This window comes from Chthoniobacter sp. (assembly GCF_040003245.1).
Taxonomy (GTDB): domain Bacteria; phylum Verrucomicrobiota; class Verrucomicrobiia; order Chthoniobacterales; family Chthoniobacteraceae; genus Chthoniobacter.
Map to the genome: position 1 here is coordinate 1 of NZ_JBDUCX010000183.1, position 13,783 is coordinate 13,783.

The 13,783-nt window shown below is 59.3% G+C and carries 10 protein-coding genes; 8 read left to right on the top strand and 2 right to left on the bottom strand.

Annotation, left to right across the window (positions count from 1 at the left end):
• On the bottom strand, positions 1-378 hold a 378-nt coding region (locus ABJF10_RS21810), incomplete at its 3' end, for a hypothetical protein (protein ID WP_348546733.1).
• On the opposite strand from ABJF10_RS21810, the gene ABJF10_RS21815 reads away from it, so the two are divergent.
• The 8 genes from ABJF10_RS21815 to ABJF10_RS21850 are packed head-to-tail and all read left to right on the top strand — an operon-like array spanning position 274 to position 12,763.
• Entirely contained in the window at positions 274-2,706 is a 2,433-nt protein-coding gene (locus ABJF10_RS21815; protein ID WP_348546732.1) for a DNA methyltransferase, read from the top strand. The genes ABJF10_RS21810 and ABJF10_RS21815 overlap by 105 nt on opposite strands.
• An 18-nt stretch (positions 2,707-2,724) precedes the next feature.
• Entirely contained in the window at positions 2,725-3,900 is a 1,176-nt protein-coding gene (locus ABJF10_RS21820) for an AAA family ATPase (protein WP_348546724.1), read from the top strand.
• On the top strand, positions 3,897-4,601 hold the full coding sequence (locus ABJF10_RS21825; RefSeq protein ID WP_348546725.1) for a hypothetical protein: 705 nt from the start codon (positions 3,897-3,899) through the stop codon (positions 4,599-4,601). Before ABJF10_RS21820 ends, ABJF10_RS21825 begins: the two co-directional genes overlap by 4 nt.
• Positions 4,598-6,469: a DUF262 domain-containing HNH endonuclease family protein gene (locus tag ABJF10_RS21830; protein ID WP_348546726.1), complete on the top strand. Its 1,872-nt coding sequence runs from the start codon at positions 4,598-4,600 to the stop codon at positions 6,467-6,469. The genes ABJF10_RS21825 and ABJF10_RS21830 overlap by 4 nt, the downstream gene beginning before the upstream one ends.
• 19 nt (positions 6,470-6,488) lie before the next feature.
• Positions 6,489-8,879 (top strand): Hsp70 family protein, encoded by a 2,391-nt coding sequence (locus tag ABJF10_RS21835; RefSeq protein ID WP_348546727.1) that lies wholly within the window; start codon positions 6,489-6,491, stop codon positions 8,877-8,879.
• Positions 8,876-10,090, top strand: a complete 1,215-nt coding sequence (locus ABJF10_RS21840; RefSeq protein WP_348546728.1) for a UvrD-helicase domain-containing protein — start codon at positions 8,876-8,878, stop codon at positions 10,088-10,090. The genes ABJF10_RS21835 and ABJF10_RS21840 overlap by 4 nt, the downstream gene beginning before the upstream one ends.
• A gap of 5 nt (positions 10,091-10,095) precedes the next feature.
• Positions 10,096-11,388, top strand: a complete 1,293-nt coding sequence (locus ABJF10_RS21845; protein ID WP_348546729.1) for a hypothetical protein — start codon at positions 10,096-10,098, stop codon at positions 11,386-11,388.
• Positions 11,381-12,763: a hypothetical protein gene (locus ABJF10_RS21850; protein ID WP_348546730.1), complete on the top strand. Its 1,383-nt coding sequence runs from the start codon at positions 11,381-11,383 to the stop codon at positions 12,761-12,763. The genes ABJF10_RS21845 and ABJF10_RS21850 overlap by 8 nt, the downstream gene beginning before the upstream one ends.
• 49 nt (positions 12,764-12,812) lie before the next feature.
• Here ABJF10_RS21850 and ABJF10_RS21855 read toward each other — a convergent pair.
• Positions 12,813-13,783 (bottom strand): AAA family ATPase (locus tag ABJF10_RS21855; protein WP_348546731.1); only part of this gene is annotated, 971 nt, incomplete at its 5' end.

Sequence of the window (13,783 nt, forward strand, 5' to 3'; positions counted from 1 at the left end):
CTCGGCTACATCTTCGAGAAATACATCAACCAAAAGGAATTCGGCGCCTACTACACCCGCCCGGAAATCACCGAATACCTCTGCGAGCAGACCATCCACCAGCTCGTCCTCGACCGCGCCAACGCCAACTTCGACGCCGCGCAAACGCTCCACGCGCAGAACCCAAAAAGTTTCCCCGCGCCGCGCCGCTTCGCCGCGCTCGACGACCTCCTCTTCCACGCCGACGGCCCGCTCTGCGCTCGTTTGCTGCTCGATGTGCTTCCGCGTCTCTCGCTGCTCGATCCAGCATGCGGCTCCGGCGCCTTCCTCGTCGCCGCGCAGAAAACTCTCCTCAATCTTTACACCGCGCTGATCGGCAGGTGCGAAGCCCTTGGCCACCGGCCGATCTTGAAATGGATGGAAAGCGAGCGAGCCAAGCACCGGCACGGCAGCACGGAGACACCCGCCGCTTACTGGCTTAAGAAAAAGATTGTCACCGAAAACCTCTACGGCGTGGACATCATGGAAGAGGCCACGGAGATCGCAAAACTGCGCCTCTTCCTCTCCCTCGTCGCGTCCGCCGAGAAGCGCGACCAACTCGAACCGCTCCCCAACATCGAGTTCAACCTTCTCGCCGGAAACTCTCTCATCGGCCTCCTCCATGTCGATGCCGCCGCCTTCGACAAGGGATCGGGTGCCGATAAAAAAACGGGCGCAGCCGGACAGGAACGCATCGAGTTTCAGCAGAGCACGGGAGCCGGCGAACTCGGCATGACCTTCGAGTCCAAAACCGCACCCACGCAGAAGGAGAAAGTGGGCGCGCACCTCGCAGTCGTGCGCGCCGCCAAATACAAGGAACTGCTCGACGAGAAAAACCGCCTGATCGCCCTCTACAAAGAAGCGCCCAACCAGCTCGGTGCCGGCTTAAAGGACAGCGACGTGCTCGTCTCCCTGCGTCGCACAATCGAGGAAAAAAAAACCGCCGCCCGCGAGGTGCTCGACCGGCTCCTCCTCGCCGAGTTTCAGCGCCTCGGCATCCAGTTCCAGCAGGCTACTTGGGACGAACGTGAAAAGGCCGACGGCAAACCCGAAAAGCGCCCACTCAAGCTCGACGACATCCGCACCCTCCAGCCCTTCCACTGGGCCTACGAGTTCGACGACATCCTCATCAATCGCGGCGGCTTCGATGCCATCATCACCAACCCACCGTGGGAAATCTTCAAACCGAATAGCAAGGAATTCTTCCTGCAGCATAGCGAACTCGTGACGAAGAAAACGATGCGCGTCGAAGACTTCGAGGATGAGAAATCCGGGGTGCTGGAAGATCGCGAAATTCGCGACGCATGGCTCGACTACCTCTCCAGTTATCCTCACCTGAACGACTGGTTCCGCACTTCAACCCAATTTGCCAACCAAGTTGCGACGGCGAACGGCAGAAAGGTCGGATCCGACGTGAATCTTTACAAGCTCTTCACGGAGCAGTGTCTAAACCTACTTCACACTGGCGGTCGCTGCGGAATGGTCATCCCGAGCGGAATCTACACAGACCTCGGCACTAAGCAGCTTCGCAAAATGCTCTTCGAGCAAGCGCGAATTTCGGCGCTATTCGGGTTCGAGAATCGAAAGGAGATTTTCGAGGGCGTCCATCGCAGTTATAAATTTGTGGTTCTTAGCTTCGAGAAGGGTGGACATACAGTAAAGTTCCCCGTGGCATTCATGCGCTTGGATGTTTCAGATCTCGCAACCTTTCCTAATGATCAATCTTTACAGATGCCTGTTGAGATGGTTAAACGCCTTTCGCCAGATGCGCTTTCGCTCGTCGAATTCAAGGATGGCATAGACATCAAGATCGCGGAAAAGCTGAGTAAATTTACCAGTCTTTTCGGCGATCCCAGCGGCTGGATGTTGGAGATCTTTGGCGAAGAGTTTCACATGAATCGCGCGGCTGGCTTATTCAACAAGCGCGGGACCGGCTATCCGCTTTACGAGGGGGGAATGATCCATCAATTCTGCCACGACTATGCGAAGCCAGACTTCTGGATTGAAGAGTTAAAGGTCCGTGCCGACTTGCTACGAAAGCGTGCCAAGCGATGCGGGATCGGAGACACAGCGCCAAAGGACATGCTGAACGATAGCGATGCACACCGCCTCGCCATTCGTAAAATTGCCCGAAACACCGACACAAGAACGCTGATTGTAGCATTGTTGCCTCGTCAGTCATTCGCAGGCAACTCCCTCTCCGTATCTTTCCCCTTCGAGCATTCGCCAGACCAATACAATTCGCTGCGGCATAGCTTGTCAGAGACACTGTGTATCGCTGCGCTCCTGAACTCCTTTGTCGCCGATTATTCCCTGCGGTCGCGGATGACCGCAAATCTTAACACCTTCTACCTGTATCAGCTTCCCATCCCGCGGCTGACGAGCGCGGAGGCGGCGTTCCGCCCGTTGGTGGAGCGAGCGGCGCGGCTGGTTGGTACGAGCGCGGAGTTCGACGACCTGCTGCGCGAAGTCTTCGGCCCGAAGGGCAATCACAAGACGCATGGTTGCACTGATGAAGCCGGTCGTGCCGGTCTCCGTGCCGAAATCGACGGTTTGGTCGCCCAAATTTACGGCCTGACCGAGGACGAGTTCGTTCATGTTCTCGGCACGTTCCCACTCGTTTCGGAAAGCGTAAAGCTCCTGGCCCGCAACGCCTTTGCGGATGCCATCGCCGGTCGCATCACATAGCCTCTCTCCATTCTTCGCATGCCACCGCCCGATTTTCTCCGTTCCTGCCGCATCATCAATTTCAAGGCCATTCGTGACACCCTGAGCCTCAAACTAACTCCGCTTACCGTCTTCATCGGAAATAATGGCAGCGGTAAGAGCAGTGTCGTCGAGGCGCTTCGCACGTTGAAGGTTATGTCCGAGATGGGTTTCGATGCCGGCATGAATTTGTGGCGTGGGGTCGAGCATGCTTATCACAAGGCTCCGCCACCACCTCTGGGTTCTTCCAATAAGGATCGAGCTTCCAAAAGGTGGGGCCTCAGTTTCCAATTGCGCGGACGCGCCGCGGGCAAGCCCGCCGCCTTTCGACTCGACTTGTTTCCAACGAAGGATCGCGACCGAATTCATCGCGCTCGCGAGTGGCATAATGGAAAGTTACACAGTGACGTCAGATTTGACGTCCATTCGAGAACCCGATCTTCCGGCGTAGCGGCCCTCGATCTTCTCCCTCTCCTCGAACAAGCTGGCTTCGGTGCGCGCTGGCAATTTCTCACCTTGGTTCCCGAGAAGATGATGCCCCCCGTTCTTCGGCACTCCACACAGGGTCGTGTCGTCCTTCGCGAGGACGGCACCAATATCGCCGAGTACTTGGAGGAGATCCGGAACTGGGAAGATTCGGGGGGCGCCTACGACGCGATCATGCGCACGCTGCGGTTTGTCTTGCCCTATCTGGAGGAGGTCCGTCCCGAAACCGCATCGACTGTCGAGAAGACTCTCTACCTATCCCTCGTCGAGCCTTCGCTCATCGCTCATAGCGCGGCGGCAGATCGGAAGCGTGCCACAATTCCCGGCTGGATGATGTCCACCGGGACCCTGCGTGCTCTCGCGATAATCGCGGTCCTCCGTCATCCTGATCCGCCTTCGCTCCTTGTCGTCGAAGAAATCGAGAACAGTCTCGACCCACGCACACTCGGATTGGTTATGGAGGAGATTCGCACTGCGGTGAAAAGCCGCCGAACCCAGGTCATACTTACGACCCACTCCCCGCAGTTACTCGATGTCACGAAGCTCGACGAAGTCGTCTTCGTAAAACGAGATGAGGGTCGCGAACCTCGCTTCCTCCGGCCCGCGGATGAGCCTGAGGCGCGGAAACTAGCCAGTGAGTTCACCCTCGGCGAAATGCTTGGTCGTGGTCTTTTCGGCCAGGTTTTATGAAAATTGGCTTCGTTGTGGAGTGCACTCAAGGCGGGCCTGACCACAAGTTGGTCGAACTTCTCGTTAGAACATTCTGCCCAAACGACGAGCCACGTGTGTTGCCGTTAAACAACAAAGGAATTCTACTCAAAAAGGCGTCAGGTGAGGTCGCAAAGCTACGAAAAGCGGGTTGCGACCGCGTGTTCGTCCTCTTCGATTGGCATCCACTGGAAAAGAAGTATCAAGCAACGCACCCCAAAATCTGGAATCCTGGAATCTGCCGCGTGGAAGCACATGAACTGCGTGGTCAGCTTGATGCAGCCGAGGTCAAATCGGGAAAAGTTGTCGTAGCATGTGTCCCTCAGGAACTCGAAGCATGGGCATTGGCTGATAAGGCCGCTCTCATACAGGTGGTTTCCGCATCAGCTCGCGGCGGCAAGTTCAAGAAGGTCAAGAAGACGCGAAACCCGGAGGACGTTCCCAATCCCGTGCAAAGCCTCGAAAACATCTTTTCCTACAACAGCGCCGTTCTTTCCAAATTCACTGACGTTCCTGAAATCTTCAAATATGCCGCTCAGACGCGTTTTACCGGATTAGCCTCGTGCCCAACCTTCTGCTGGCTCGTCGAGAAGCTCACAAATCAGACTTGGGAGGAGGCGATTAAGCCTCCCGTGATGCCGAAGGTGACCCCGAAAAAAGCCAAACAAAAGAAACGTAAATGAAAGCCAACGCTGTTCCCCTCCTCGCGATCTTCGAGAAAAAAGTGCGCCTCGAAGTGCCACTATTCCAACGCCAATATGTCTGGAGTCGTGAGCAGCAGTGGGAACCGCTTTGGGACGACATCGAGCGAAAGTTTTCCGAATATCTGGAAGGCCGAAAGGACGCCCCAGTTCACTTTCTCGGCGCCATGGTTCTCGATCAAAAGCAGACTCCAATCACCCACGTCGAGAAGCGGCAGGTCATTGATGGTCAGCAGCGGCTGACCACGCTGCAAATCTTCCTCGCCGCATTCCGGGACTATTGCCGGGTGATGGAATGCGAGGATCTCGCCAAGGAAACCGACGCGTTTACTTTCAATCGCGGGATGATGGCGGAACCGGAGGTGGATAAGTACAAAGTCTGGCCCACTCAATCGGATCGAACGCAGTTCACCGATGTCTTATCCGCCGGCTCGCGATTTGAGTTGGAGAAAAAGCATCCGCTGACGAAGAAAAAATACGCGCGGAAATACGACCCTCGGCCCCGCATGGTAGAGGCTTACCTCTTTTTTTACACCCAGCTCCAATCGTTCTTCGAGGGAACGATCAGCCAGCCGCCATTGTGCGCTGAGGTCCCGCTATCGGCGCGGCTTGATGAGTCGTTCCAAGCTCTCAAGGGGGCGCTGCAAGTCGTGGCCATCGACCTGGAAATCGGGGACGACGCTCAAGTCATCTTTGAGACGCTGAACGCTCGGGGTGAGCCGCTGCTTCCGGCCGATCTGTTGAGGAATTTCATCTTTCTCCGGGCCGGCAGATTGGGCGAGCCGCAGGAGGTACTGTACGAAAAATACTGGAAGAATTTCGATGATCCATTTTGGCGTCAGGAAGTTCAGCAAGGACGCCTTCTCCGCCCGCGCAGCGACCTTTTCATGCAGCACTTCCTGTCCAGCCGGCAGGGCGTGGACATTCCGGTGAAACACCTTTTCGTGGAATACAAATTCTGGATCGATCGACAGAAGCCATTCCTGAACGTCGAGGCGGAGCTTCAGACACTGGCTCGCCAGGGAAGTGATTACCGCCGGATCATCGCGCCCGCGAAGGACGACCCATTGAGGTCGTTCATGGAGTTCCTCGAAACTTTCGACATTCGCACCGGATACCCTCTGCTCCTCTTCTTCTTCGACGCGGAGCTTTCATCTGAGGAGTGGATGAAGATTGCGGCAGCGCTCGAATCTTATCTGCTGCGGCGGGCGGTCTGCGGTCTCTCCACCAAAAACTACAATCGTGTCTTCCTCCAACTCACCAAAGCGTTGCGCAAGGAAGGACCGTCGGCCGCGGCGCTGCAAAAGCTGCTTCTTGAATTTACGGGTGAGTCCACGGAATGGCCGACCGATGAAGCCTTCTCAAGCGCATGGACGACGAAGCACGCTTACCAGACGCTCAATAATCCAAAAATCGTCCACATTCTAAAGCGCCTCAACGCGGTGCTGATGAACTCCAGGCACGAGGACATCACGATCGAAGGATTCCTGACGGTCGAACACTTGATGCCACAGAAGTGGATCGCAAACTGGCCACTACCGGATGGCAGCAAAGGGATGGAGTGGCTGGATCAAGAACTTGCAGACAAGGGCGACCCTCGCCTGGCCGCGACCCGGCTACGCGATTCGCTAATTCAGACCTTTGGAAACCTGACGATCATCACGCAACCGCTGAATTCTTCGGTATCCAATAGCGCCTGGAGTGTGAAGAAGCCGGAACTGATGAAGTCTTCCCTCCTGCCCATTAACTCCCAACTCGCTGGCCTCGAAGATTGGAATGAGGAAGCCATTCAGGCTCGGGGCAAGGGCCTGCTCGTGCAGGCGCTGCGTCTCTGGCCGCGAGTGGCGTAGGCGCGGATCACACCGTCCCATGAAAGAACTCAATCTTCTCACGCCAACCGGCTGCTCCATTCCGAAGGGAGCGAAGCCGCTGCGCGTGCTCGGCATCGACCTCGGAACGACGAACTCAACCATTGCTGAAATCCGTTGGGATCCCGCCAAGCCGGGCGACCTCGATCTGCGCTGCCTGGAGGTGGATCAACCGACCAACGCGGGCGTTTACACGAACACGCTCGTGCCCTCGATCGTGGCCATCTCCAACGGTAAAACGCTGGTCGGCGAAGGTGCGAAGCGGCTGCTCGCGCGCGGTGTCGCGAGCGGCGAGGAATTCAAATCGGTCTTCGCCGAGTGCAAGAATGACATCGGCGCGCAGCGCACCTATCAAAAGGCATCCGAGGGTTTCCGCTCCGCGGCGGAGATCGGCGGTCACGTGCTGCGCTTCCTCAAGGACGCGGCCTTTGAATACGATCCGGCGCAGGCCGCGCGTGTGGTCGTGACGGTGCCGGCGTCGTTTCAGGCCGCGCAACGGCTCGACACGGTGAAGGCCGCAATGATCGCGGGCATCCCGCTCTCGCCAGGTGACCTGCTCGATGAGCCCGTGGCGGCATTCCTTGATTATCTCGTGAGCCATCGCGACACGCTCGTCCCGCTGCTGCGCACGCCGAAGAATCTGATGATTTTCGATTTCGGCGGCGGCACCTGCGACGTGGCTATCTTCCGTCCGATGGGCGATCCCGCATCGGCGCAATGGCAGATGAACCCGCTGGCCGTCTCACGCTATCATCGGCTCGGCGGCGGCGATTTGGACCGGGCGATCGTCCATGAGATCCTGCTGCCGCAGTTCCTCGAACAGAACGGCATGAGCGCGTTCGACCTCGATTACGATCAGCGCAAACGGGAGTTCGAGCCGGCTTATCTCGGCGTCGCGGAGTCGCTCAAGGTCGGGCTTTGCACGGAGATCGCGCGGCTGGAGAGTTTCGGTAAATACGAGGGCGCCGACAAAGTGCAGCTCGTGAAGTCGCTGCCCGGTGCCTACCCCTGCACGATCGCCGGTCGTGAACTATTGCTCCGCGCACCGACCTTGACGGCGGCCCGGTGGGAGGAGCTGCTCGCGCCATTCCTGGATAGCGACATGCTCGCCGCGCGCGAAAGCGAATACCGGCTAACCTGCTCGGTCTTCGCGCCGGTGCAGGACGCGATCGAGCGCGCCGGACTGGAGCGAAACGAGGTCGGTCTGTGTCTGCTCGTGGGCGGCAGCAGCCTGATTCCGCAGATCAAGGGCGCGATGCGCGGCTTCCTGCCCAACGCGCAGTTGCTCACCTACCCCGATCAGGAATCCATCCAACTCGCCGTCGCGCGCGGCGCGGCCTACCACGCGCTGTCGCTCGCGCTTTTTGGTCGCAGCATTTTCCAAGTCGTCTGCCATGACCGCATCGCGATTCAGACCGAGGCCGGGCCGGTGGAACTGGTGCCTCGCGGCGCGCAATTGCCATGGCCTCCTGATGGCGGGACGGCGCAGAACCGCGCACTGCGCGTGCCGGCGAACGCCGGGACGAAAGGCACGGACCTCCGTGTCGAGATCGTAGCGGGTGATGAAGCGCGGCCCCTCCTGCGCGAGGTGGTGCGATTGGTCGGGGTAAAGAAGGGCGACGCCCTCACCATCGAGTATCGGCTGGATGAGAACCAGGTCTTCGATTTCAGCCTGCGCCTCGCTGACCAGCCGGACTCACGTCCGTTTGAGGTGCGGATCGAAAATCCCCTCTCCAATGTGGTGAATCCGCATGAGGTGAGGCTCAAGATTCAGCAGGCCGAGGAAGAATTGCGCACCGGGAAGATTCCCGCGGCTCGGGTGCCCGACACGATCGTCCAGATCGCGCGGGACTACGCGGAACTGCAGCAGATCGACAAGGCGCTCGACTTTCTCTCCCGTGCCCTGCGGATGAAGAACCGTCCCGATAGCTACATTCTCAACTTAATGGGCATCTACCACGGCGAGCGGGGCGACCATGCCCGACAGGAAAAATTCTACCGCGAGGCCGCGGCGGCTTCACCCGCTGACGGGATTGCGCTTTTCAACCTCGCCCTCGCCAAACGCCGGCTTGGGAAACTGGATGAAGCACGAAAGATTGCGAACGAATCGCTGCAACGCGATCGGCTCGGCCCCACGCTGACTCTCGCGGCCCAGCTCGCGGAAGCCGCGAAAGAACCGGACGAGCGCGACCGGTTGCTCGCGGAGGCGATTCGCGTGATGGGATCCGTATCCGCCCAAGGCGAATGGGAGCTGGGCTGGCTGAAGAACGCCGCCCAGATGACCGGTGATACCGCGCTGGGGAAAGCGGCGGATGCCGAACTCCAGCGCCGCAGGTCCGGGCGCAGCAGCGCGTCTGGCGAATCTGGTAATTTGCCGGAGGCAGAGAAATGAGCACCTGGCTGATCCCTCGGGCAGAGCTGACGCCCGAGCAACTGCGCGCGGTGGAATTGAGTCCCAGCGAGAACCGCGTAATCCTGGGCGGTCCCGGCTCCGGGAAAACGCAGATTCTTTTGCACCGCGCAAAATTCCTCGCCGATCATTTTCGCGTCACTCCCGACCGGTTCCGCGTGCTCGTTTATACCAAGGTCCTGAAGCACTACATCGAGTCGGCTTTTCCGCTCCTCGATCTCCCATCGGAAAACGTGCTGACTTTCGACGATTGGTGCCTAAACTGGCACAAGGCAAACATTCGCGGTCGGACTCCGTGGAATGCCGAGGAAAAGCGGCCGGACTTCGAGGCGATCCGCCGGGCGGTGACGGAACGGCTGACGGCTGTGCGCGAGCCTCTCTTCGATTTTGTGCTCGTTGACGAAGGACAAGACCTCGAACCGGAGGTTTTCAAACTGCTGCGCGCGATCTCGCGGCATGTCACGGTCTGCCTCGATCACAAGCAGCAGATCTACGATCACCGATCGAGCGAAGCGATGATTCTGGCGGCGCTCGGGGTGCGGAAGCGGAACATCAACCTCCTCGAAGGCTTCCGGTGCAGCCCATACCTCGTGCGGCTGGCCGCGGAACTCATCGACGATGTGGAGGAGCGGGAGAGCTTCACCAATCAGGGACGCGTTGCGCCCCGGCAGAAGGAAACGCCGCTCCTGCGCTACACGTCGGGCGACGAAGAGATTCGCCGGCTGGACGAAGTGATCCGGGAGCGACAACTCGTGGGCGACCGCATCGCGATCCTGTTTCCCACCCAGCGCAAACTTTACGGATTTGCCAAAGCGTTGCGGGAGCGCGGCCTCGACCTGGAGACGCAGAAGGAACTCGATTTCGGGACGGGCAAACCGAAAATGATCACCTATTACAGCGCCAAAGGGCTGACCTTTGACACCGTGCTGATGCCGAGATTGGTCAACGACTCGGCGTGGAAGATGATGGAAGCGCGCGCGGTGAAACTCCTTTTTGTCGGCATCACCCGAGCCACCCGCTGGGCGTATTTCAGCGCGACCGAGGCCGAGCAGTTGACGGCGCTCCGGCGGCTCTTGCCACTCGTGGGACGCGGCGATCTCACCGTGCAGCGCGCGGGTGGTGACGACGGGCCAGCGCCGGCGAGCGATTCCACCAAATCACCAAAATCTGGTCCCGACCTGGGATTCCTTTGATCACCATGAGTTCTACAACCGCCACGCCACGCATGGCGCCTGAAGACAAAGCGGCACTTAGCGCCCTCAAGCTCGCAGAGAAGGCCGGCACGTCCAACGCCGAACGAGAAAAGGCGAAAGCACAAACCGACAAAGCCGCTGCGGCGCTCGTCGACCCGGCGCAACGCGCCGCATTTGCGCGCCTCGCTGAATACTTCCTCACCCGCGGGCGGATGAAGGAAATTGGCAAACCGCTGCCCGCGCCGCTGGCCGACATCATGACGCTTGGTCAGGCCGGCTGGGTGCAGACCGCCGAGTTTGCCTGGGGGCAGGCCGGTGATTCCGTCCTCGATTTCCCGCTGGCGGAGTTGCTCACATCCGCGCCCAGCGCCCGGATGCTCGAACCGGCCGCGCGCAAACACCGTGACCTGACCGCACAGGTGCTCGCCCTGCTGCTGGAACGCCCCGAAATCGCGGAGACTTCCGCTGCATTCGATTGGCTCGCCCAGCGGGCAAAGACCAAGGACTTGGCGAAACTCGCCTCGCAATTCCTCTCCGGCCACCCACGCCGACGCCATCTGCCCGCTCGCGAATCAACTCTCGTGGCTGCACTGCTCCGGGACAAGGCAGGCGACCTTTTGCAGGCGTGCCTGCCGATCGCGAAAAACCACCCGCCGGCGTTCGATCGTCTGTGGATCGCAGTGACCACGACGCCGAAGCTGCTCACCCAATTTATCGCCGGCCTGCCAAAAGCCGTCACCGGTCCCGACGGCGACGTCGCGATGCAACTGCTCGAATCATGGCTCCCGGCATTTCCAAAAACGTCGCCGGTTGCGCGCGAAGAACTCTCCGGTGTGCTGATCAACCTGGCCGGTCTGTTGCTCCGGCAGCCGAAACGCAAGGAGGCACAGAGTCGCCTCCTCGATGCGCTCGGCCGCAACGTTTTTCCCTGGCTGCTCGCGATGGAAGAATCGCAGGGGGCGTCGGGTTTCTGGCTCGTCGCCCGTGCGGAAGACCTCGCCCAAGCCCGCAAACCAAGCGGCAACATTTCGCATTACGGGGCGGGTTTGCTGGCTAGTTCGATGGAGAAAGCCAAAGGAGGTTTAACCGCCGATGCCTTGCTCGAAGCGCTCGCCCTCAACCTCGGTATGGAACAGGTCACGACTGGCGGTGAGAACGTCTCGTTTGACCCAAATTTCCATGAAGATACTATCGGCGGCCTGCTCGCAGGCGACCCCGCCACTGTCAGCGAACCTGGCTGGCGGCTCGGTGATCTACTTGTTCGGCGCGCGAAAGTAACCCCCCAAAGCCATGCCTGATTTTTTCTCCGCTCCGGTGCTCGGCATCGACCTCGGTGCCTCCTTCACAAAAATATCCTACCGTCCCGGATGGACCAGGGGACGCCGTTACGAGCAGCCGTGCTGTGTTGTGATGATCGAGAACCAAGCGCTTGTGCCATCTCTGGTGATCCACAGGAAAGGCGCACGCAAGCCTTGGCTCTGTGGTCAGACCGCGGCGAACTATCGCCCGGTTGAGGGCGATCAAGTCTTCACGAACTGGAAATCGGATCTTTTCAGCAGTGAACTGACCCTGCGCGTCGGCGGCTCGCTCAAAGCCGCGGGAGAGTTTTTCCGCTGGCTCCACGATCAGGTTACCGCGGCTGGGATCGACGTGGCCGCCTGTCGGGTGAAGGTCTGCCTGCCAGCATTTCCCGACATTGAAGGGCCAGCGTCCATTCTGGGTCAGCAGATGGAATTCGCCGGGTGGCAGAATGCCACGGTCAGCCGCGTCGCTGAACCAAGGGCCAACACGGTTGGCGTTTTCGGCGAAGGCCGGAACACGCTGTATCGTCAGGACGTCCACCGCGAGGTGAATCCGATCTACATGGAGATGTATCCGCAAGGTTCGACTCTACTCAATCATCTGCGGTCTTTCGGTCTCAATGGAGGGCCTCGCCACGCGAGCATCGTCATCGTGGATATTGGCTCCTTCACGACCGATCTGAGCATCGTGGATTTCGATGCGGGAGCGGATGGCGACTGCATCGCGAGCACGGAGCAGACGAGCTACAAGGTTGGCATCATTGGCGGATTTGAACTGCCCCTGCTCGAACACCTGAGTAGCCGGCACGGCTTTAAGCTCGGCGCATTGACGTTTGAGGATCGTGAAGCCATCAAGCGAGCCCTCGCCAATGGGGAATCGTTTGTCCTGACGATCCCTGGGAATCGGAACATCAGGCTTGGCGACTCGACTGATCAGCAATCAGCGGGGCAAATTGCAGGTGAACTGGCCAATCGAGTCTGGGATTCCTACCGCGCCGAAACCGCCGGCAAACAGGTGAAGTATCTGATCCTGACCGGTGGCGGCAGCGTCGCACCGCTGGTCCGCGACGCGATCCATGCGAGGTTTAGCCGCACACGAGTCAACTGGGTGGACGCCGAGGGGATGGAAACGAGCGATGGGAAGACCGGAGACCTTCGGCGCTGGCCGGACACCGGCGAAACTCTGGCCCGTCTGGCAACCGCGGTCGGGGCATCCTCGGTGATCTTGGATTTGCCGGCTGGATCGCCACTGCGGGAAGAGAAGAAGAGCGGACCAGTCCAATCGCCATGGATTTCCTGCACCTGCCAGGGTGGGAACAAGGAGTGTATGCGATGCGGTGGGCGCGGGATGTATTTACCGCAAGGGCGTTGACGCCCCAGGGGCTGAAGTTCCTCTGCATAGACGGGTGGTCATGCCGGGATCAAAAATCGAAACATTCCGCCACCTGCGCGCATCGGGCACGATCACGTAGCATCCGCCCGGCATACCCCTCGATAAAGCGCTGGCCGCGCCGCGAGGCCACCGCATCCGCGCACAGTGCGGCGAGGCATTCCGTGGATAGTGCCGGGAGCATCAATTCTGAGCGGATCGCCGCGATCCGTTCGGCAAATTCTTCATGGGTCGGCGGGGCGAGGATGAGCGGGGTATCGAACCTGAAAGCCAATTCCTCGGGAATGCTTTGATCGGTGCCGAAGGTCGATTCGATCGCCACCAGCACGTTCCCGCTCCGGCCGTTCGCGAAGCCGAGTGGACGCTGTTCTTGTCGATGCTCGTGTTGCCAAGTGCCAGCACCGATGATGAGAAATTGTGAACGCAGTTTTCTCAGCAAACGCCGGGGCCACTGGATCCGACCGTCGATGTAACACATCATCTCCATATTCACATTTTTCCACCACCCGACTTCACGCCCGTCCGCCTTATCGATTTCGTCGATTAACACGAGGCCGCGATCATTAGCGGCATGCCACGCTTCGAGCAATTTTAACGTGCCCATATCCGCTCGGCTGCCCGAAATCATCCAACTACTCGTATCCACGACGTAAAGCGGCACGCGCAGCTTGTCCGCCAACCATCCCACAAGTCGGCTTTTTCCGGAACCACTCGGTGCCACGAGCAGCGGTGGACGAAGACGATAACCGGACGCTTGGCCACCGTTGATCAGCGCGTGCCAATAGCCTTCCAATTCGGCGGCGCATTCCTCCTGACCTCGGGTGAGAGTAATCCGCTTCGTTTCCTCGTCTTCCAGCTCGGCGCGAAAATTCGCGCTGCGCGACACCTGATCATCTATCGTCTCCCACCGAGCGGCGAGAATCGGACCCGCGCCGGGCTGCGAAAACATGCGCCACCATGCGAACTCGTCATCACTGCTTAGAGTCGGTTCCGCAGGATCAT